The sequence below is a fragment of the Paenarthrobacter sp. OM7 genome, from assembly GCF_029873575.1.
GTDB lineage: Bacteria > Actinomycetota > Actinomycetes > Actinomycetales > Micrococcaceae > Arthrobacter.
This window is the reverse complement of record NZ_CP123579.1, coordinates 2837744-2858584: the sequence shown is the minus strand read 5'-3', so window position 1 is coordinate 2858584 and position 20841 is coordinate 2837744. Positions and strand designations below refer to the sequence as shown.

Here is a 20841-nt window from a genome sequence, read left to right as displayed (position 1 = left end):
CCGGAGGTCAACGGTCTTTTGGGCAATTCTGGAAAATTTTCGGTAAAAAGAAGGTAACGCGGCTCATTCAATTAGCGCTGTGACAGCCACTGGCCGTTTCGCATCACGCCAGTGAGTTCAAGATCTTCGTTAGTAACAACGATGTCGGCACGCAGGCCACGGCGCAGTCCGCCTATTTCGTCGGAAAGTCCAAGGACAGCCGCAGGTACCGCCGTCGCGGAACAAATGGCGTCGGGAAGATCGACGCCGGCAGCTACGGTTTTGCGGACAACCTCCAGGAGGGTGGCGGTGCCGCCTGCGATTGACCCCGTGGCATCGAGCGTGGCGACACCATCACTGACGGTCACAGGGGAGGGGCCCAGCATGTAGCTGCCGTCCGAAAGCCCTGCGGCGGCCATGGAGTCCGTCACCAGGACAATATTGGCAGCTCCTACAAGTTGGAAGACCGTGGCTACCGTGCTGGGATCCAGATGTGTGCCGTCGGCGATGAGCTCCACCACAGCCTTTCCTTCCTGCGCCATCCGCAGGCAGGCAGCAACGGGACCCGGCGCGCGGTGGTGCAGTGGAGGCATCCCATTAAAAAGGTGGGTCACGGTGGGAAGTGAGCTGACGCCGTCGAACCCTGCTGATTCCAGCCCTTCACGGGCGGCGGCCAGTGACGCCGTTGCCGTGGCGTCATCGCAATCGGTGTGGCCCAGCGAAGGAGTGACGCCGTGGGAGGTCATCAGGTCCACCAGCGCGGCTGCGCCCGGAAGCTCGGGGGCATAGGTCATGGTGGCCAGCTTGCCGGCGGCAGCGCCAACGAGCTCCTCCATGAGGTCCAGGTCCGGTTCCAGCAAGTAGTCCGGGTTCTGGGCTCCGCAGCGGGCATGGGACAGGAACGGGCCTTCAAGGTGGATTCCGGCTACGAGGCCTTCATCCGCGAGCTTTACATACAGCTGGATGCCACGGAGGAGGTCCTCCGGGGGAGCGGTCACCATGCTGGCCAGGAACGTTGTTGTTCCCGAACGGTGCAGGAAGTCGACGGCTTTGCGCGCCGATGCCTCTTCACCGCCAGGGAAGTCGCCGCCATTGCCACCGTGGCAGTGAACATCCACCAGTCCGGGAATCAGGTAGCTGCCGCTGGGGACTCCCAAACGGACAGCGCTCTGGAAACCTTCAAATGATTCCGGATCAAAGCCACCCGCAGCTCCGGCGTAGGCGATTCTGTCGCCTTCGATGGCAACAAGGCCGTCCTCCACCACCTCGCCGTCACTGACAATCGTGCCTTTGATGATCTGGTGGCTTGGCGCGGAAGAAGTGGACAAACGATCTGCGGCAGTCATGATGTCGATTCTAGTGGCCTGCGGCACATGAGCCCGGGGAAGTGCTAGAAGAGCCGGGACTCGCTGTCATCCACGCCCCGCATGGCGTCATAATCCAGCGTCACGCAGGCGATCCCGCGATCGTTGGCCAGGACCTTTGCCTGGGGCTTGATCTGTTGCGCGGCGAAGATGCCGCGCACTGGTGCCAGGAGGGGATCGCGGTTGAGCAGCTCAAGGTACCGTGTCAGCTGTTCGACGCCGTCAATGTCGCCGCGGCGTTTGAGTTCAACGGCCACTGTAGCGCCGTCGGCATCCCGGGCCAGGATGTCTACCGGACCGATTGCGGTGAAGTATTCGCGTCGGATCAGGGAGAAGCCGGTCCCGAGGGTCTCGATCTGCTCCGCAAGGAGCCGCTGAAGATCCGCTTCCACCCCATCCTTGATCAGGCCGGGGTCGGTACCGAGCTCGTGCGAGGTGTCATGCAGTTGCTCGTAGATGTTGATGATCAGGCGGTCATCGGTCTTGGCAGACTGGACAGTCCACTGTTCCACTACGCCTTCCTCCACGTCCGTCTCCTCCGGCGTGGTCACCCGGAGTGTGGCTGGCGGGCTCATCCAGTTCAGCGGCTTGTAGGAGCCGCCGTCCGAGTGCACCAATACCGAGCCGTCGGCCTTGACCAGCAGAAGCCGGGTGGCGAGGGGGAGGTGGGCCTTGAGGCGGCCAACGTAATCAACAGAACAACGGGCTATGACGAGTCGCACCCGCCCCACATTACCGTCTCAGCATCTGCAACAGTGTGGCTGGGGCAGAATGGAAGCATGCCCCGCTCCAACCGCCCTCGTCGCAACGCGTCCAGCACACGCTCCGGCAATGCCGGCGGCAAATGGGCCGAGCCGGTACCTGAGCTTGACCTTGAAAGGGCACGGGGTGGAATTGCCCGGCGGGAAAGTGCTCCGGATGGTGACTGGATGGTCCGGACCATGACAGCCAAAAAAGCGGAGAAGCAGTACATCTGCCCCGGATGCTCCACGGCCATCGTTCCCGGCATCGCGCATCTGGTGGTGTGGTCCGACAGCCACCTGTTCGGGCAAGCGGCCGGGTTGGCCGAACGCAGGCACTGGCACACCAATTGTTGGACGGGCAGGACGTACCGCTACCGCTGATTCGCTAGGCTGGGAACCATGACTTTCGACCCCGCCTCGTTCGTGTTTACCCCGCAGGCTGCCCCCTCGGAGATCCGCGCTTCCACGGTCCTTCCCGCCCGCCGCGAGAATGTGGAGTTCACCACAGAGGACGGCAAGGTGCTGCTGGGCGAGCTGGCGTTGCCGGAATCAGGGGAGGTCACCGCGACGTTGATTACCCTCCACCCGCTGCCCACGCACGGTGGATTCATGGATTCCCACGTCTACCGGAAGGCCTCATACAGGCTCCCGGCGCTGGCCGGTGTGGCTGTGCTCAGGTTCAACACGCGCGGCACCCAGTCGCCGCGCGGTACCAGCGATGGCCACTTCGAAGAAGGTATCGGAGAGCGTTACGACGTAGAAGCGGCAGTTGGCTTTGCTGTCGAGAGGGGATTGCCTAACCGTTGGCTCGTCGGTTGGTCCTTCGGCACCGAACTTGCCTTGATGTATGGCGCTGTGGAGCCGGTGGCCCCGGAGATCGAAGGTGCAGTGCTGCTTTCCCCGCCCTTGCACCGCGCAACCGATGTCCACCTCAAGGAATGGGCCGTCTCCGGCAAGCCGCTCACGGTCCTGGTACCGGAGCACGATGACTACCTGCAGCCTGCCGAAGCAGCACAGCGGTTCAGCTTGGTGCCGCAGGCCCGGATTGTCGGCGTCGATGGCGCCAAGCACCTGTGGGTGGGCGAGAAGTACGCGGCGCGGGTCTTGAACGAAATCGTCGACGACGTCACTCCCGCAGGTGCCGGCGTTGACGGACTGCCCCGCGAGTGGGCGGGGCCGGTAGCGAACGGGTAGTCCGGTAGCGAACGGGTAGTCCGGTAGCGAACGGTGAGTCCGGCCGCTGCAGCGAAGAGTTCTTGTACGGATAATGCCCCCCAACCTCGCGGTTGGGGGGCATTATCTGTACAAGAACCAGGCAGGGGACGAGGTCAGTGCCGGTCTTGGCGGATGATGAACACTTCCTTGATGAGCAGCATGATGGCGGCCGCCGTGGGAATGGCGATCAGCGCGCCCAGGACGCCGAGCAGGCTGCCACCGGCGATCACCGAGATCACAGCCACGGCGCCCGGAACGGCCACGGCACGTTGCATGATGCGTGGCGAGATGAAGTACGCCTCGAACTGCAGATAGGCGAAGTAGGCGATCGCGTAGACAACGGCGGTCTGCCACCCGGCGGTGAGGGCTACCAGGATGACCACCACGGCGGCGATCATGCCGCCCACCAGCGGAATGAAGGCGAGCAGGGCCACCACAAAGGCAAGCAGGACGCTGAAGGGGATGCCCAGGATGGTCATCACAATGAAAGCGAAGATCGCATTCAGGAGAGCAACGCAGGCCTGGCCGATCACGTAGTTGCCCACGGAATCGGTGATCGCCTCTGAAAGAGCTTCAACACGGGGTCGGCGGGACCGGGGAGCGAGGCGGTAGGCCCACTTCTTCATGGACGGCAGGGCCGCCAGGAAGTAGAGGCTCAGGACCAGCACGATCAGCGAGCCGAACAGGCCGTTGGCAACAGTGGAGCCGAAGCCGACCACGCCGCCGAAGATGCCGCCCATGGCCTCGGGATCCTTGACGAATTTATCCAGCTCGGTGGTGATCCGGTCACGGACGCCGAACTGGCTGTCGGCGGTGCGGAAGAAGTCCGAGTCGAGGAAGCCCCGGATCCATTCGGGGGCCTGGCGAACGATTTCCGAAACCTGTTCAACGATGGTGGGGATCAGGGTTGCGAAGAACCCTGCCACGGCCAGGACGAGGGCTGAAACGGAGATCAGGATGCCGGCGGGCCGGGGGACCCTTCGGGACTCCAGCCAGCGGACTACGGGGTCCAGGCCCAGAGCTATGAAGAGTGCGGCGACGATCCACAGGATGAGCTGGGTGGTGTTGCTGGCGATGTAGAAGACTGCAAGGGCAATGCCGACGCCGGCGGTCCCCATGAAGCCCACATAGAGGGGATGCTGGGATGACATCCGAGGCCCCGGGGCTCCGAAGCCGTGGTCGTCCTCGGGCCGGAGGCTGCCTGCCCCCTCATCTGTTTCGTCTTCGGGGGGCATTTCGAACCGTACGCGGTTGCGGGCTCCGGGAATGGGCTGCTTCAACCTGCGCCCGAGGGCGGCGAGGCGTCCGGTGCGGACCGGAACCGTTGCGGCGGTGCCGTCCGAGGAAGCATCCACCGCACTTGACCCGGGCTCATCGGTGGGACGGGGCTCCAAGTGGTCTTTCACGCGGTTTTGCTGCCTTTTCATTAGTGGTAAAGGGCTGATTCAGGCGCTGAAAGGCCCGTTTATCATGATCATCGCCACACTATCAGGAGCTCGGAATGCCGCGGGGGCGGCGCGATGGCGGGGTTTTCCCGATGTTGGGGAGATCACCCCGATCTGACTCTCTGATAACAAAACGGTTACCCTTGAAGTTCAACGACCGCTGATGATAGGTGATCCTGTGCGTTTGAAGACTGCAGCCTTGCTGGTGCTGCTGGGCCTGCTGACGATGCTGGCCGGCATTGGCCAGCTGACTTTCTGGGCCCCCTCCGAGACCGTAACCGCCTCGGTTCCCAGCGATACCAAAGCTGCCCCGTTGACGGTGATCGACCCCAAGTTGATTGCCCTTCATGAGGGGCCAGTGAAGATCAAGATCCAGGGCGAAGGCAATTTCATGGTCGCCACCGGACGTCCGGACGACGTTGAAGCCTGGGTGGGTGGGACTGCCCACACCACGCTGACCGGCGTGTCAGCAGACCAGAAGTCATTGGAAGCCTCCTCGGTGGACGGCGAAGCAACGGCCCCCTCCCCGGCGGGATCCGATCTGTGGGTCAGCACCGAAGACGCCAGCGGAGAGCTGGACTACACCTGGAACCCTCCTGCTGATGGCGAGTGGTCCCTGCTGGTAGCCGCAGACGGAACCCAGCCTGCGCCGTCGTCGATTTCCATGACCTTCCCGAACAACGCCACCACCCCTTGGGCCGTGCCGCTGATCGTACTGGGCATCATCATCATCCTGGTGGGAGCGGCTTTGCCCTTCATCGCCAAAGCCCTGTCCAACCGCCGCAAGGACGGCCAGGACGACGAGCCGCATGATGGCGGGGAGACTACCACGCTGCCCGTCCAGTCGACGTCAGGTGACGCCGGCCGTCGTCGTGGTCCGGAGACCGAGGGCCCTGCGCTCCGGGTGACCGCCATTGCTGCCGCTTTGGCCGCGGTCATGGTAGGCGGCACGGCTGTCGCCGCCCAGGCAACCACCACGCCTGAGGCGACCCCCACCTCTTCTGCCGCAGCTCCTGCCGAAGGTGAAGGCGGCACCCCCGTGCTGCTGGAATCCCAGTTGCAGCGGATCCTGGAACAGGTTGCCAGCACGGTTGATGCTGCTGACGCTGCCAAGGATGCAGCCAAGCTGGCTCCCCGCGTTGACAAGATGGAACTGCAGATCCGTACGCAGAACTACAAGGTCCGCACCGCTGTGTCGGCTTACGAAGCCCGTATGCCCGTCCGGGCCACCAAGCTCCAGAGCAGCGTCATCAGCACCAAGCGCGAGTGGCCGCGTACAGTCTTTGCCCTGACCCAGGGCGAGGGCAACGTTGTGCCGCAGGTCCTGACGCTGGTTCAGCTCTCGCCGCGCGAAAACTACAAGCTCTGGGGCAGTGCCCCGCTCCAGCCGGGCACCAACTTCCCGTCGTTCCCGGTTCCCCGTGAAGGAACCGAACCTGTGCCTGCCGCCGACAAGACCGGCTTGGCGTACAGCGGCAACGAGGCCTTGGGCATTCTGGCTGAAATGCTGACCACGCCTGATTCCCCGAACCGGAGCAAGCTGGCCGACGGCCAGGCGTCCCCGTACATCGCCGGTGCCCTTGCCTACCAGGCAGACACCGTGAAGAACGGGACCAGCGCCAACTTCAAGTTCACCCACACACCCGTGCCCAACCAGACCGTAGTGCTGCGCACTGCCGACGGCGGTGCGCTGGTGGTGGGTCGCCTGGACTTCGCCTTCGAGGGCACGCCCAAGGCGGCAGGAGACAAACTCCTGCTTGAAGACGATTCCGCCGTCTTTGCCGGGGGTAAGGAGACTACTACCGGCATGGTGCTGAACTTCGCCGAGTCCGTGGCGGTGTACATTCCGCCGGCAGGATCTGCCGACCCCATGAAGCTCGTAGCTGCCACCCGTGGCTTGGTAGGGGCAAGCTTCAAATAGGCAATTCCGCTGCAGGGCAGCGGCTAGAGTGGATGGTATGAGTTCGCCCGGATACCGACCCACTCCAGCCGCTGCCAGCCAGCTCAACCTTCGCGGCGCCGTTGACCTCTCGTCACTGCGCCGCCCGGCCGCACCTCCCGCGCCGCCAGCCTCCGCTTCCGCGGACGGTGCTGCGCGCGACGGCGGCACCCCCAACGGTGATGAAACCAATGGTGGCGCCGGCAGGGCACCCCTTCGCGTGGATGCCACCGAAACAAACTTCCAGGATCTGGTGCAGCTGTCTGCGCAGGTTCCTGTTCTCTTCCTTCTCTGGTCGCGCTATGCACCGGAATCACCCGCTGTCCTTGACTCCGCTGAGCGCGTGGTGGCGAGTTACGCCGGGCGGTTGGTTCTTGCCGCGGCCGACGTCGACGCCTTCCCGCAGCTGGCCCAGGCTTTCCAGGTGCAGGCTGTCCCCACGGCGGTGGCCGTGGTGAAAGGCCAGCCGGTTCCTCTTTTCCAAGGTCCTGCCGATGACGCGCAGATCAAGGACCTGGTGGACGAACTCCTCAAGGTAGCTGCCGCCAACGGGGTCACCGGTAGCATCGGGGACGCCGCAGCCCAGGGTGAAGACGCCGGGCCTGAGCCCCTCCCGCCCCTGCACCAGGCCGCCATCGACGCGATCGAGGCCGGTGACTACGCCGGAGCAGCTGCGTCCTACAAGCAAGCCCTCCTTGAACAGCCGGCCGACGCTGACGCCAAAGCCGGACTTGCCCAGGTTGAACTCATGGCCCGGTTGGAGAACCTTTCCGCTCCGGAGGCAGAGAGCCTCCGTGACCTTGCCGCCCGGGAACCGGACAACCTTGACGCCCAGTTGGGCGTTGCAGACCTTGACGTTTCCGGGGGACACATCGAGGACGCCTTCAGCCGCATCATTACGTTCATCGGCAGGAATTTCGGTCCTGAACGCGAGACCGCGCGCGTACGGCTCCTCGAGCTTTTCGAGGTCGTCGGAACATCGGACGAGAGGGTAGCCAAGGCCCGTCAGGGACTCGCGAGGGTTCTTTTCTAGTGCCTTCCGCGCTGTTTTCCCCGCTGCAACTGCGTTCACTGACCATCCCGCACCGGGGATGGGTCTCGCCCATGTGCCAGTACAGCTGTCATCCCGGGACCGGAGAAGGCGTCCCCAACGACTGGCATTTGATGCACCTCGGTTCTTTCGCCGCAGGTGGAGCCGCCTTGATCATGAGTGAGGCCGCGGCGGTGAACGCTGTGGGCAGGATCAGCCCGTTGGACGCCGGACTTTACTCCGATGAGCAGGCTGCGGGCTGGGAACGCATTGTCGATTTTGTCCACCGGCATGGCGCAGTGGAGTGCCGGATCGGCGCGCAGCTGGCCCATGCAGGGCGCAAGGCTTCGACGTACTGGCCGTTCGCTCATCAGTCAGGTTCCGTGCCGTCGTCCGACGGCGGGTGGGGCACCGTTGGACCTGCCACCCAGCCGTTTGACGGCTATGCCGCGCCGGCTGCCATGAGCGAAGAGGACATCCTTGCCGTGGTGGACGACTTTGCCGCCGCGGCCTCACGGGCCGTTGCTGCCGGTTTCGACACCGTGGAGATCCACGGCGCCCACGGATATCTGTTGCACCAGTTCCAAAGCCCCCTCATCAACACCCGGACGGACAGGTGGGGTGGAAACGAGGAGGGGCGGAACAAGCTCATGCTCACTGTGGTGGACGCGGTCCGCGACGTCATCCCGGACTCCATGCCGCTCCTGTTGAGGATCTCCGCTACCGATTGGGCTGACGGGGGAGTGGACGCTGAGGCATCAGTCCGCCTGGCCCGCGCTGCTGCCGGTCGCGGCGTCGACCTCGTGGATGTCTCTTCCGGCGGCGCTGTGGCGCACCAGAAAATCAGGGCCGTGCCTGGCTACCAGGCCGGGTTCGCCGAACAGATAAGGCGCGACGCCGGTGTCCCCACTGGTGCGGTGGGGCTCCTCACCAGTGCTGCACAGGCCGAGGACATCGTTGCCAACGGCAGGGCGGATGCCGTGTTCATGGCACGGGCGGCCCTGCGCGATCCCCATTGGTGGCTGAGGGCTGCGTACGAACTCGGCCATGACATCCCCTGGGTTCCGCAATACCAGCGGGCCGTCCCCCGCCACGGCTTCTAGAACCGGATCCGGCTCCGCTGCGACGAGGTTAGGCTGGTCACATGACGGAACCACGCCATGAACCCACGCCCACGTCCGCTCCACCTCAGGATGCCCCGACTCCACAATTCCCCGCACCGCCACAGGTCCCTGGACAGACCCCCGCAACCCAGGCCTCCGGCGCGCCTAATGCTTCAGCGCCCCGGGCTGCCTTGTCCATCCGTGGCCTGGCCAAGCGCTTCGGTGACAAGATCGCCGTGGATGGGGTCAGCCTGGAAGTACCTGCCGGATCCTTTTACGGGATGGTCGGTCCCAACGGTGCAGGCAAGACCACCACGTTGTCCATGGCCACCGGTCTGCTGAGGCCGGATTTTGGCACAGCCTTGATCCATGGGGTCGACGTATGGGCCCGCCCGTTGGAGGCCAAGAAGCTCATGGGGGTCCTGCCTGATGGTGTGCGCCTTTTTGACAGGCTGACGGGCGAGCAACTGGTGACGTATTCCGGTCTCCTTCGCGGCATGGACCGCGACGTTGTTAGTGCACGGGTTCCCGAGTTGCTGGCGGCCCTTGACCTTGAAGCCGACGCCGGTTCGCTGGTGGTGGATTACTCCGCCGGCATGACCAAGAAGATCGCCTTGGCCTCCGCTCTCATCCATGCACCGCGTCTCCTTGTCCTTGACGAGCCGTTTGAGTCGGTGGACCCTGTGTCGGCTGCCAACATCCGCGGCATCCTGGAGGGATACGTCGCCTCCGGAGGTACGGTTATTGTTTCCAGCCATGTGATGGACCTCGTGCAGCGCATGTGCAGCCACGTTGCAGTGGTGGCTGGTGGACGCGTTCTGGCAGCGGGCTCCGTGGACGAGGTCCGCGATGGCTCGACGTTGGAGGAACGCTTCGTCCAGTTGGTGGGCGGCGGACACCGGACGGAGGGCCTGGAATGGTTGCGCACCTTCTAAGCCTCAAGTGGCGCCTGCTCCTTAATGGGTTCAAGCGCAGCCCGTGGCAGCTGGTGGGCATGGCCCTGGGGCTCCTGTATGCGTTGGGATTGCTGGTCCTCCTGGTTGGAGGCCTCATAGCACTGCGGTTGGCTGATCCGGAGATCGCCCACACCGTAGTGGTATTGGGTGGAGCGGCGACAATCCTTGGGTGGGCCATCATCCCGCTTGTTGCTTCGGCGGCGGACATGACCCTGGACCCCGCGCGGTTCACCACCTTCGCCATACCTTCCAAACAACTGTTGACGGGCCTTGCCCTTGCGGGCTTCATTGGCATTCCCGGCCTGGCTACCTTGATTGCTGCTCTGGGAACCGTCGGAACCTGGTGGCGCAGTGTTCCGGCGGTCACCGGCGCCCTGCTGGGGGCCGTCCTCGGTGCGCTGACGTGCATCGTGCTGTCCAAAGTGGTCACGACGGCGACAGCCGGCCTGGCGGCTTCGAGGCGTTTCAAGGACGTCAGCAGCATCATTGTCTTCATCCCCTTAATCCTGTTGGGCCCCATGATGGTGGGCTTGGTGGATGGTGTCCGCGGGAGCGCCGACTACCTTCCGGTGCTCGCCCGAACGGTGTCGTGGACGCCCCTGGGTGCGGCCTGGTCCCTTGGCGGCGACATCGACTCTGGTAATCCCGCTGCGGCTGGACTGAAGTTCCTGATCGCGGCGGCCACCATTGCCGTGCTGCTCCTTTGCTGGCATGTGCTCCTGAAGCGTGCGCTGGTGACGCCGGCATACTCGGGAGGCACTGCAAGGAAGGGCGGAAAGCTGGGCTTGTTCGGCCTGCTCCCGGGGACGCCGGCGGGCGCGGTTGCTGCCAGGGCGCTGATCTACTGGTTGAAGGATCCGAGGTATGCGGCTTCCCTGGTGATTGTTCCCATGTTTCCTGTGTTGTTCTACTTCGGCGGCGCACAGAGCGGCAGTTATGGCTTGCTCATGATTCTGGGTCCGCTGACCGCTTTCGTTATGGCATGGTCCATCTGCGCTGATGTCTCTTACGACAACACTGCTTTTGCCCTCCACCTCGCGTCGGGCGTCAGGGGAGTCGACGACAGGCTGGGGCGGGCTTTGGCCTGTCTGGCCATATCGCTTCCGATAGTTCTGCTCTTCACTGTGGGGCCGCTCTTCGTGACGGGGGATTGGCAGTGGCTGCCCAACCTCCTGGGATTGTCCCTCGGGACTCTCTTCACCGGCCTGGGGCTTTCTTCAGTCATTTCGGCCCGCTACAACATTGCCGTTCCCTTGCCGGGCGACAGCCCGTTCAAGAAGCCGCCGGGAAACGTTGCCCAGACTTTGGCCGTCCAAGCGGTGGGGATGGGCCTTCTGGCCCTCCTGCTGGTTCCGGAACTTGCGCTGGTGGCAGTCCAGGCTTTCACCGGCGGGCCGGAGGCTGGCTGGATCAATTTGGTGGCAGGTCCTGTTCTGGGTGTCATCCTTTTCATCGTGGGCATCCGCCTCGGTGGAAAATGGTTGGACGCGCGGGGTCCGGAAATGTTCGCGCAGCTCAGTGTGAACCGTTAGCCGCGTAACAACCATGCCCATAGATGGGACATGGGATAACGTCTCTGTCAGATAGCTCAAAGTCCCTTACCAAGAAAGGCCGTGACGATGGAAGTTGTCATTCTCCCTGGCACCAAGCAGATCGGTGCGCTTGCAGCCGATGCCATTGAAGCATTGGTCCGTCGTAAGCCGAATGCTGTGCTGGGCCTGGCTACTGGGTCCTCACCGCTGCCTGTCTATGACGAACTTGCGCGCCGCTACGATGCCGGAGGGCTGGACTTCAGCCAGGCTCACGGGTTCGCGTTGGACGAGTATGTTGGCCTCGAGGCCGGACACCCCGAGTCCTATCGCGAGGTGATCCGGCGCGAATTCACCAACCGGGTGAACATCAAGCCGGAGAACGTGCACGGTCCGGACGGTGCCGCCAAAGATCTGGAGGCAGCCTGCCAGGACTACGAGGATGCCATCAAGGCCGTTGGGGGTGTGGACCTCCAGATCCTGGGCGTTGGCACCGACGGTCACATCGGTTTCAACGAGCCGGGATCATCCTTGGCCTCCCGGACCCGGATCAAAACACTGATTGAGCAGACCCGGAAGGACAACGCCCGCTTCTTCGACAGCATCGATGATGTTCCCCACCACGTAGTGACCCAGGGGCTGGGGACCATTATGGATGCCCGGCATGTGGTGCTGGTCGCAACCGGTGCCCAAAAGGCACAGGCGGTGCGTGATTTCGTGGAAGGACCCGTGGCCGCGATTTGTGCCGCGTCCATCCTCCAGATGCACCCCCACGCAACAATCCTGGTGGATGAGGCTGCCGCGTCATCGTTGAAGTTGGCTGATTACTATCGGCACACGTACGACAACAAGCCGGAGTGGCAGGGGATCTAGACGGTAAGATGTTTGGCATGACTACGCTTCCTCCGGATCCATTCGAAAACGACCCCATGCGCGAGCTTTCCGGAGCCGGAACGTCCACTGCCACCATTGAGCGCGAGGAAACGCGCCAGGAAGTGGAACCCGGCGACCGCGAGCGTTTTTCCCACTATGTCCGCAAGGAAAAGATCATGGAGTCGGCGTTGACCGGCGAGCCGGTCATTGCCTTGTGCGGCAAGGTTTGGACGCCCGGACGGGACCCCCAGAAGTTCCCGGTCTGCCCGGAGTGCAAGGAAATCTATGAAGGTCTCCGCCCCGGCAACGACGGTGGAAAAAACGGCGGCCCGGGCAACTCCAAGTAGTGGGTGGGAAGCGAACACAGGTCCCTTCTGATCGTTACCGTGTCCTCCAGCCCGGCGTTCCCGCCGGGCTGGAGGTAATGGTCTTTGCCATCAGGCCGGGGGAGCCAGCATGACAGAAACACTTTTCGGCGGTCCATCCCTTCCTCCGGCGTACCCGGAACGGGCCGCCTGGGGAACTGCGCCCAAGCTCCGTGCCTGGCAGCAGGAGGCCCTTGACCTCTACATGACCCGGAACCCCAAGGACTTCCTCGCCGTGGCGACGCCCGGTGCCGGTAAGACCACCTTCGCGTTGCGCATTGCCACCACACTGCTGGACAGCGGCGTGGTCAACCGGATCACGATCGTTGCCCCGACGGACCATTTGAAGCGGCAGTGGGCTGATGCCGCCGCCAAGGTGGGCATTGCGATCGATCCCAACTTCAAGAACTCCGACGGCCAGCACGGTCGCGGTTTCGTTGGCGTGGCCGTCACGTACGCGCAAGTGGCGAGCAAGCCCATGCTGCACCGGGCCAAGACTGAAGCGGCGCGCACGTTGGTGATCCTGGACGAGATCCACCACGGCGGTGAAGCGCTCTCTTGGGGCGACGGCCTCCGTGAGGCATTTGATCCGGCCGCAAGGCGCCTGTCACTGACAGGTACTCCGTTCCGCTCGGATACCTCACCCATTCCGTTTGTTGAATACGCTGAGGACAGGGACGGCATCCGGCGTTCCAAGGCCGATTACACCTACGGCTACGGCAATGCCCTGCGGGACCACGTGGTCCGCCCCGTGCTCTTCATGGCCTACTCGGGCCAGATGCGGTGGCGCACCAGTGCCGGCGACGAAATGGCGGCCTCGCTGGGTGAAGCGGCGGTCACCAAGGACATCACGTCGCAGGCATGGCGCACGGCGTTGAACCCTACCGGTGAATGGATCCCCGCCGTCCTGGCTGCTGCTGACAAACGCCTCAGCGAAGTCAGGCGGACGGTGCCGGACGCCGGCGGCCTGGTCATCGCGACGGACCACGACGACGCACGCGCCTACGCGGGCCAACTCAAGAAAATCACGGGTCAGTCGCCCACGGTGATTCTCTCGGATGACTCCAAAGCCTCCAGCAAGATCGAGGAATTCTCCGCAGGAGAACAGCGCTGGATGGTGGCCGTCCGCATGGTGTCCGAAGGCGTTGACGTCCCGCGCCTGTCGGTCGGCGTCTACGCCACCTCCACCTCCACGCCGTTGTTCTTCGCGCAGGCCGTGGGACGTTTTGTGCGTGCCCGCAAGAGGGGCGAGACGGCGTCGGTTTTCCTTCCGTCCGTGCCGCCGCTGATGATCCTCGCCAACACCATGGAGGCAGAGCGTGATCACGCTTTGGACCGCCCGGAGAAGGACGAGGACGGTCTCTTCAATCCCGAAGAGAACCTCATGGCCGAGGCCAACCGTGAGGACAAAGCATCAGACGAGCTCACCAAGGGCAAGTTCGAAGCACTGGACTCCCAGGCGTCGTTTGACCGCGTCCTCTTCGATGGCGGCGAGTTCGGCACTGGAGCGGATATCGGTTCCGATGATGAATTGGACTTCCTGGGTATTCCCGGGCTCCTCGACGCCGAGCAAGTGGGAACACTTCTGCGTCAACGCCAGCACGATCAGCAGTCGCGTAAGAAACGCCAGTCACCGCTGGCGGCTGCGGCTGCACCCGCTGTGCCTGACCACCGGATGCTCATGGATCTCCGGAACGAGTTGGCCAAGAACGTCGCTGCGTGGGCTGCCCGTACCGGGACCCCGCACGGAGTAGTGCACACCAAACTTCGTGAGGTGTGTGGTGGCCCGGCGGTGGCGCAGGCCAATGAGGAGCAGTTGCAGGCCCGCCTGCGCAAGCTCCAGGATTGGTTCATCGGCAGGAAATAGGCGGACCATCATCTGCAGAAAAGCCAGGGGGCGCCGCGGTTGCGGCGCCCCCTGGCTTTCTGCTGTCACGCTGTGAGGTCAGTTTCAGTCACGTTCGACGTCGACGCCGGCTGCTTCCATTTCGTCCAGCGCCTCGGTGAGGTCGTCGGCTATTCCGGCGGTAAGCCCGGCGATGACGGTGGTGTTGTAGCCGGCCTGCACAGCGTCGAGCGCTGTTGACTTGACGCAGTAGTCGGTGGCAAGGCCCACCACCACCACGTCTTCGACGTCGTGGCTTTGCAGCCAGTCATCGAGGCCGATGGCATCCTCGTCGAGGACTTCGGCAACGGCCGCCCCGGCTTTCAGGTCTCCGGTAGGAACGTCGTCTTCGGGGGCGAGGACACCTTCAAAGCCGGAGTAGGCCGCCGTGTACTGCCCTTTGCGGAAATAGGCCTGGATGTACTCGGGGTCCAGGTCTTCGTGAAGCTCCGCACCTTTGGTCCGGGCACGGCAGTGCGGAGGCCAGGACTCCACCATGTCGGGGTCATCGGAGAAGTGGTCGCCCGGTTCAATATGCCAATCCTGGGTGGCCACGATGTGGTCGAAGTGCTGCTGGTTGGCGTCCACGTATTCGGTGATGGCTCCGGCGACGGCGGCACCGCCTTCGACGGCCAGCGTGCCGCCCTCGCAGAAGTCGTTCTGGACATCGACGATGATCAGGGCGCGGGACATCAGTTCTCCTCGTAGACGGTGGGGATGGCGGCCTCGCCGCGCTGGAGGCGGTTCACGACGGCGGGCAGTTCGGCCATGGTGGCGGCGTGCTGTTCCTTGGCACGAATGACGCCCTCCGGGCCGGTCCAGCCCGGCAATACCTCGCCGTTCTTGACAAATTGGTGAAGCAGCACGCGGTCGTTGCCGTCGTCTTCGGGGCGGTGTCCGATGCCGACGACCTCCTGGGTGGCGCGGCCTCGCTCATTGAGCTTGCGGAGGGCGTATTTACGTCCGCCCACGCTGGTTTTGTTCTTGGCCGCCTTGGCCACGGAGATGAAATCACCGGAATCGTTGGTGCGGCTGACCAGCTTGTAGACCATGCTGGCCGTGGGGGCGCCGGAGCCTGTCACCAACGAGGTGCCGACGCCGTAGGAGTCCACTGGGGCGGACTGCAGTGCGGCTATGGCGAACTCGTCGAGGTCCGAAGTCACCACGATCCTGGTGTTGACGTTGCCGAGGTCGTCGAGCAACTGCCGTACCCACTGGGCCTGTGCAATCAGGTCACCCGAGTCCAGGCGCACGGCGCCGAGTTTGTCGCCGGCGAGTTCCACCGCAGTGCGGACCGCTGCCTCGACGTCGTAGGTGTCCACCAACAATGAGGTCCCGGGGCCGAAAGCCGCAATCTGCGCTTCGAAGGCCTCCCGCTCGGTGTCGTGCAGGAGGGTGAAGGAGTGCGCCGCGGTACCCACGGTCTTGATGCCGTAGCGTCGCCCGGCTTCCAGGTTGGAGGTGCTGGCGAAGCCGGCTATCACAGCGGCGCGGGCGGCCGCCGTCGCCGATTCCTCCTGGGTCCGCCGGGAGCCCATCTCGATGCACGGGCGGGTGCCCGCAGCCGAGGTCATGCGTGAAGCGGCGGATGCAATGGCGCTGTCGTGGTTGAGGACGGACAGGATGTAGGTCTCCAGGATGCAGGCTTCTGCGAAGGTGGATTCCACGATCAGGATGGGGGAGTTGGGGAAGTAGGCGTCACCTTCGGCGTAACCCCAGATGTCGCCGCTGAACTTGTAGTCGGCCAGATAGTCCAGGGTTTCCTGGTTGACCACCTTGTTCTGCTCAAGGAATGCGAGCTCGGCGTCGCCGAAGCGGAAGTCGGCGATCCCCTCCAGCAGGCGGCCGGTGCCGCCCACCACGCCATAGCGCCGTCCGTCCGGCAGCCGCCGGGCGAAGGCTTCGAAGACTGAACGGCGATGCGCGGCGCCTGAATGCAAAGCGGCCTGAAGCATCGTCAGTTCGTAGTGGTCTGTGTACAAGGAAGTTGCGGGATGATCCCAGGACGTGGCTCTACTCACGAATTCACTCTAGTGCGAGCCGCCATAGAATGGACAGATGAGCCCTAGCGTTGCGTATGGCACGGACATTGATGAGCGGACCAAAGCTGCAGAGCAGTCCGCCACCGATGTCCTGACAGCCCCTGATATCCCGTGGAACCTTGTGATCTGGAATGATCCCGTGAATCTGATGAGCTACGTGAGCTTTGTTTTCCAGAGTTACTTCGGCTATTCCGAGTCCAAAGCCCACAAGCTCATGATGGAGGTCCACAAGAAGGGCCGGTCCATCGTGGCCCACGGCAGCAAGGAACAAGTGGAGCAGCACGCGGTGGCCATGCACGGTTTTGGTCTGTGGGCCACGGTGGAGAAGGCTGCGAGCGGCAACGAAACACCCGGAAAGGGCGGCCGACAGCGTGGCTAAGGCATTCAAGTACGGGCTCAAGGGCATCACCGGATTCCTCGAGCCCGCCGAGCGGGACCTCCTGCGCGGATTGCTGGACGACGTCATTTCCATGCTGGAGCAGGACGTACGCCAGAACGAAGACCCGTTGGCGGCACTTATCGGGCTGGACATGGACGTCAAACAGCCCAGCGACCGCGCCCTGCTGCGGCTTCTGCCCAACGTCATGAAGGACGACGACGGCGGCTCGCTGGAGTTCCGGCAACTCACCGAACGCTCTGTGCGGGAGAACAAGATCGGCGCCCTCAGGGCCGCGGCCATGGGGCTGGACAGAGACGAGCTGGTCCTGACCCCGGAAGACGCCACCCGATGGTCCATGGCGTTGAACGATGTCCGCCTGGTCCTGGCCGAACGCCTGGACATTCGGGACGAAGCGGACGCGGAACACATCCACAGCATGCAGGACTGGAGCCAGGCCGAGGACGTCGAGAGCTACTTGGCCTTGGTCTACAACTTCACTACGTGGCTGCAGGAGTCCCTGGTGCAGGCCATGATGGCTGCAAGGCAGGCGAAATCCTGATCCGGACGGCCGGGCCTTGCTCCCGCCTTGTGACACATCAGACACGAGGCGGAGGCCACAGGTAATGGCCGCACACCAAGGGAAGCCTTATTCTCGAATAATTATGACTTCAGCATCGGGTTCACCAAACGGCGCCCTGGGCAGTGACGCCCCCATCACTACGGGGGAACTTGTCGGGACGCGCCCGATCGGCATTTTCGACTCAGGAGTGGGCGGGTTGACCGTCGCGCGGTCCATCATCGATCAGCTCCCCAATGAATCGATCCTTTACGTCGGTGACACGGCCAACGGACCCTATGGTCCACTTCCCATCGCCGAGGTGCGTGCCAACGCCCTGGGCGTCATGGATGAATTGGTGGACTCGGGTGTGAAGTTGCTGACCATCGCGTGCAATTCAGCATCGGCGGCGGTGCTGCGGGACGCGCGGGAACGCTACACGGCCCGCTATGGCATTCCGGTCATCGAGGTGATCCAGCCTGCAGTACGGCGGGCTGTCTCGGCTACGCGTTCAGGCCGGATCGGTGTCATCGGAACCTCGGCCACCGTGGGATCGCGTGCCTACGAGGACACTTTTGCTGCAGCCCCGGACCTCACCATCACTTCAGTGGCATGCCCGGCGTTCGTGAACTTTGTGGAGGCCGGGATCACCACCGGCCCTGACCTGCTCGCCGCCGCCAACGAATACTTGGAACCGCTCAAGGACGCCGGCGTGGACACCGTGGTTCTGGGATGTACCCACTACCCGCTGCTGACCGGTGTCATCTCCTATGTGATGGGTGAGGACGTCACCTTGGTCTCCAGCGCCGAGGAGACCGCCAAGGACGTTTATCGCGCCTTGGCTACCCATGGCATCCAGCGCACGGAGTCCACCACGCCGAGCCACGAGTTCATTGCCACCGGGGATGCCGCCCAATTCGAGACATTGGCCCGGCGTTTCCTGGGGCCGGAAGTGCTCTCCGTGAAGCATGTGGACCATGTAGCGGCGCAGTACCCCACAGGCAGCCTGGCCCGCATCACGCCCGAGATGCTGGAAGCCGCACGGTCAGGGACAGGGTTGTCCCGTCGCTCGTATTTCGTACAACCGGACCGCGCCCTTAACGGCACTGCAAGCACACCCCTGGGGCGTGGACTGTGAAGCTGACCATCGTGGGCTGCACTGGTTCCTTCCCCGGTCCCGGCTCGCCGGCGTCGTGCTATTTGGTGACGGCGCACGACGGCGAACGCGAGTGGAAGATCGTCATGGACCTCGGCAGTGGAGCACTGGGAGCGATCCAGCGGTACACCGACCTTGAGGACATCGACGCGATATTCCTCACCCACCTTCATCCGGACCATTGCATGGACCTTTGCGGACTCCACGTAGCTGTCCGGTGGAAGCCCGGCGGATGGGGACGGGACCGGTTGCCGGTGTGGGGGCCTGCTGCTACGGCGGACCGGATGGCTACGGCATATGGCCTGGACCTGGATCCCGGCATGCATGAGGAATTCGACTTCACTCACTGGGCCGAGCGCCGGCCTGTCACTGTGGGTCCTTTCACGGTGACACCGTATGCCGTCAACCATCCGGTGGAAGAGGCGTACGCGTTGCGCGTGACGGCCACCGAACCTGGCAAGGACGGCGTCTCCGTGACCAAAATCCTGACGTACTCCGGTGACACCGACTCGTGCCAGGGGCTGGAAGATGCTGCCCAAGGCTCGGATCTGTTCCTGTGTGAAGCAGCGTTCGAGGAAGGCCGGGACGACGACATCAAGGACGTCCACCTCACCGGCAAGCGGGCAGGCGAGGCAGCAACCAACGCGGCCGCCAAGAGGCTGCTTCTCACCCACATTCCCGTGTGGACGTCCCAAACTAAAGTGCTGTCCGAAGCAAAACCCGTGTTTGCCGGTGACGTGGCCGTCGCCGTCGCTGGAGTCCACTACACGATCTAGCACGTGAGCGGCGTCGGGAGGTGTCCCCGGCTTGGCTAAGCTTGAACCATGACTTCTGAAGCTACAGCCACACCCGTCATCCGCGCCGATGGCCGGACACCTGACCAACTGCGTCCCATCAGCATCACCCGCGGCTGGTCCAAGCAGGCCGAAGGTTCGGCACTGATCGAGTTCGGCAACACCCGGGTCCTGTGCACAGCTTCGCTGACGGAGGGCGTGCCGCGTTGGCTCAAGGGTGAAGGCCGCGGCTGGGTCACCGCAGAGTACGCCATGCTTCCCCGTGCCACGAACACCCGCTCGGACCGTGAGTCCGTCAAGGGCAAGATCGGCGGACGCACCCATGAGATTTCACGCCTGATCGGCCGTTCCCTTCGCTCCATCATTGACACCAAGGCGCTCGGCGAAAACACCATCGTCCTGGACTGTGACGTCCTGCAGGCCGACGGTGGAACCCGCACCGCTGCGATCACCGGCGCCTACGTTGCCCTCGCAGAAGCCATACGTTTCGCCCGCGAGAACAAGCTCATCGCCCGCAACGCCGAGCCGCTGGTGGACACTATTGCAGCTGTGTCCGTGGGGATCATCGACGGCGTTCCCATGCTTGACCTGCCCTATGTGGAGGACGTCCGCGCTGAGACCGACATGAACGTGGTGGTCACCGGATCAGGGAAGTTCGTTGAAGTCCAGGGTACGGCTGAAGGTGCTCCCTTCGATCGCGACGAGCTCAACGCATTGCTTGACCTCGCCTTGCTGGGCACCACGCAACTGTCCGCCATCCAGCGCGAAACCCTGGCTGAGGCCCCGTGAGCGCCACAGGGTCCTCGGCGGAGCCCCGGCTTGTCCTGGCAACCCACAACAAGGGCAAGCTGAAGGAACTCCGCGAACTGCTGAGGGGCCAGGTTCCAGGGCTCGACGTCGATACCCAGGTGGTGGACGCTGCTGCGGCTGGTGCCCCGGATGTTGCGGAAACCGGCGTCACGTTTGCCGAGAACTCACTCCTCAAGGCCCGGGCCGTGGCTGAGGCGACAGGTCTGATAGCCATTGCCGATGATTCCGGGCTGGCTGTTGCTGTCCTGGGCGGCGCTCCCGGTATTTTCTCGGCCCGATGGTCCGGAACCCACGGGGACGATGCCGCCAACCTGAACCTGCTCCTGGCCCAGCTCTCCGATGTTCCTGATTCGTTCAGGGGAGCGGCCTTCGTCTGTGCTGCCGCTTTGGCTGTGCCGGGTCCCGATGGCATCGCCCGCGAGACCGTGGAGTATGGCCAGCTGGAGGGCACGCTCCTTCGTGAACCCCGCGGCGAAGGCGGCTTCGGCTACGACCCCGTACTGCAGCCGGCCGGGATGGACCGCAGCTGTGCCGAGCTGAGCTCTGGGGAGAAGAACGCCATCAGCCACCGCGGACAGGCATTCCGTGCTTTGCTTCCCGCAATTGTGGAGGCGTTGTCCGAGTCCGGCTCAAACTAGTGTTTTCCTGACGCAAAAGGCACCCCGCGATGCGGGGTGC

General features: G+C 63.7%; 21 protein-coding genes. 16 read left to right on the top strand and 5 right to left on the bottom strand.

The annotated features are described in order from the left end of the window. Window positions 1-71: 71 nt before the first annotated feature. Both nagA and nucS read right to left on the bottom strand, forming a co-directional pair. Window positions 72-1325: an N-acetylglucosamine-6-phosphate deacetylase gene (gene nagA / locus QEH68_RS13195; protein WP_207593898.1), complete on the bottom strand. Its 1254-nt coding sequence runs from the start codon at window positions 1323-1325 to the stop codon at window positions 72-74. Between the two features lie 44 nt (window positions 1326-1369). Then, a complete protein-coding gene (nucS, locus tag QEH68_RS13190) occupies window positions 1370-2065 on the bottom strand; it encodes an endonuclease NucS (protein WP_280623080.1) in 696 nt (231 codons plus the stop codon). A 57-nt stretch (window positions 2066-2122) separates the two neighbouring features. Here nucS and QEH68_RS13185 point away from each other — a divergent pair, with 57 nt between their 5' ends. Then, window positions 2123-2467 carry an ATP/GTP-binding protein gene (locus QEH68_RS13185; protein WP_207593897.1) on the top strand — a complete coding sequence of 115 codons (345 nt, stop codon included), beginning with the start codon at window positions 2123-2125 and terminating at the stop codon, window positions 2465-2467. An 18-nt stretch (window positions 2468-2485) separates the two neighbouring features. Next, window positions 2486-3280: an alpha/beta hydrolase gene (locus QEH68_RS13180; RefSeq protein ID WP_280623079.1), complete on the top strand. Its 795-nt coding sequence runs from the start codon at window positions 2486-2488 to the stop codon at window positions 3278-3280. A gap of 134 nt (window positions 3281-3414) precedes the next feature. On the opposite strand, the gene QEH68_RS13175 is transcribed toward QEH68_RS13180, so the two are convergent. Continuing rightward, on the bottom strand, window positions 3415-4707 hold the full coding sequence (locus tag QEH68_RS13175) for an AI-2E family transporter (RefSeq protein WP_280623078.1): 1293 nt from the start codon (window positions 4705-4707) through the stop codon (window positions 3415-3417). A gap of 202 nt (window positions 4708-4909) precedes the next feature. Between QEH68_RS13175 and QEH68_RS13170 the strand changes: the two genes are divergently transcribed. The 8 genes from QEH68_RS13170 (at window position 4910) to QEH68_RS13135 (ending at window position 14408) form a co-directional block, all read left to right on the top strand. Next, the gene (locus QEH68_RS13170; RefSeq protein ID WP_207593894.1) at window positions 4910-6667 is read left to right on the top strand and encodes a hypothetical protein; all 1758 of its coding nucleotides are present in this window, start codon (window positions 4910-4912) and stop codon (window positions 6665-6667) included. Window positions 6668-6704: 37 nt separating this feature from the next. After that, window positions 6705-7718 carry a tetratricopeptide repeat protein gene (locus tag QEH68_RS13165; protein WP_280623077.1) on the top strand — a complete coding sequence of 338 codons (1014 nt, stop codon included), beginning with the start codon at window positions 6705-6707 and terminating at the stop codon, window positions 7716-7718. Continuing rightward, complete coding sequence (locus tag QEH68_RS13160) at window positions 7718-8818, top strand: NADH:flavin oxidoreductase/NADH oxidase (protein ID WP_280623076.1); 1101 nt, start codon at window positions 7718-7720, stop codon at window positions 8816-8818. The genes QEH68_RS13165 and QEH68_RS13160 overlap by 1 nt, the downstream gene beginning before the upstream one ends. A 41-nt stretch (window positions 8819-8859) precedes the next feature. After that, window positions 8860-9753 carry an ABC transporter ATP-binding protein gene (locus QEH68_RS13155; protein ID WP_280623075.1) on the top strand — a complete coding sequence of 298 codons (894 nt, stop codon included), beginning with the start codon at window positions 8860-8862 and terminating at the stop codon, window positions 9751-9753. Next, a complete protein-coding gene (locus QEH68_RS13150; protein ID WP_280623074.1) occupies window positions 9735-11306 on the top strand; it encodes a transporter in 1572 nt (523 codons plus the stop codon). Before QEH68_RS13155 ends, QEH68_RS13150 begins: the two co-directional genes overlap by 19 nt. A gap of 87 nt (window positions 11307-11393) precedes the next feature. Beyond that, on the top strand, window positions 11394-12176 hold the full coding sequence (gene nagB / locus QEH68_RS13145) for a glucosamine-6-phosphate deaminase (protein WP_089595520.1): 783 nt from the start codon (window positions 11394-11396) through the stop codon (window positions 12174-12176). Window positions 12177-12184: 8 nt separating this feature from the next. Continuing rightward, complete coding sequence (locus QEH68_RS13140; RefSeq protein ID WP_089595519.1) at window positions 12185-12523, top strand: DUF3039 domain-containing protein; 339 nt, start codon at window positions 12185-12187, stop codon at window positions 12521-12523. A gap of 109 nt (window positions 12524-12632) precedes the next feature. Further along, window positions 12633-14408 carry a DEAD/DEAH box helicase gene (locus QEH68_RS13135; protein ID WP_089595518.1) on the top strand — a complete coding sequence of 592 codons (1776 nt, stop codon included), beginning with the start codon at window positions 12633-12635 and terminating at the stop codon, window positions 14406-14408. A gap of 84 nt (window positions 14409-14492) precedes the next feature. On the opposite strand, the gene QEH68_RS13130 is transcribed toward QEH68_RS13135, so the two are convergent. Next, on the bottom strand, window positions 14493-15119 hold the full coding sequence (locus QEH68_RS13130) for an isochorismatase family protein (protein ID WP_207593889.1): 627 nt from the start codon (window positions 15117-15119) through the stop codon (window positions 14493-14495). Beyond that, the gene (locus QEH68_RS13125; protein ID WP_207593888.1) at window positions 15119-16447 is read right to left on the bottom strand and encodes a nicotinate phosphoribosyltransferase; all 1329 of its coding nucleotides are present in this window, start codon (window positions 16445-16447) and stop codon (window positions 15119-15121) included. The genes QEH68_RS13130 and QEH68_RS13125 overlap by 1 nt, the downstream gene beginning before the upstream one ends. A 37-nt stretch (window positions 16448-16484) precedes the next feature. On the opposite strand from QEH68_RS13125, the gene clpS reads away from it, so the two are divergent. From clpS to rdgB, 6 genes are all read left to right on the top strand, one after another. Next, the gene (clpS, locus tag QEH68_RS13120; RefSeq protein ID WP_026540162.1) at window positions 16485-16847 is read left to right on the top strand and encodes an ATP-dependent Clp protease adapter ClpS; all 363 of its coding nucleotides are present in this window, start codon (window positions 16485-16487) and stop codon (window positions 16845-16847) included. Then, entirely contained in the window at window positions 16840-17406 is a 567-nt protein-coding gene (locus tag QEH68_RS13115; RefSeq protein ID WP_207593886.1) for a DUF2017 domain-containing protein, read from the top strand. The genes clpS and QEH68_RS13115 overlap by 8 nt, the downstream gene beginning before the upstream one ends. Before the next feature lie 64 nt (window positions 17407-17470). Beyond that, window positions 17471-18541 carry a glutamate racemase gene (gene murI, locus QEH68_RS13110; RefSeq protein ID WP_280623073.1) on the top strand — a complete coding sequence of 357 codons (1071 nt, stop codon included), beginning with the start codon at window positions 17471-17473 and terminating at the stop codon, window positions 18539-18541. Beyond that, the gene (locus QEH68_RS13105) at window positions 18538-19335 is read left to right on the top strand and encodes an MBL fold metallo-hydrolase (protein WP_207593884.1); all 798 of its coding nucleotides are present in this window, start codon (window positions 18538-18540) and stop codon (window positions 19333-19335) included. The genes murI and QEH68_RS13105 overlap by 4 nt, the downstream gene beginning before the upstream one ends. Before the next feature lie 48 nt (window positions 19336-19383). Continuing rightward, window positions 19384-20142, top strand: a complete 759-nt coding sequence (gene rph / locus QEH68_RS13100) for a ribonuclease PH (protein ID WP_011775233.1) — start codon at window positions 19384-19386, stop codon at window positions 20140-20142. After that, window positions 20139-20801: an RdgB/HAM1 family non-canonical purine NTP pyrophosphatase gene (gene rdgB, locus QEH68_RS13095; RefSeq protein WP_280623072.1), complete on the top strand. Its 663-nt coding sequence runs from the start codon at window positions 20139-20141 to the stop codon at window positions 20799-20801. The genes rph and rdgB overlap by 4 nt, the downstream gene beginning before the upstream one ends. Window positions 20802-20841: the final 40 nt, after the last annotated feature.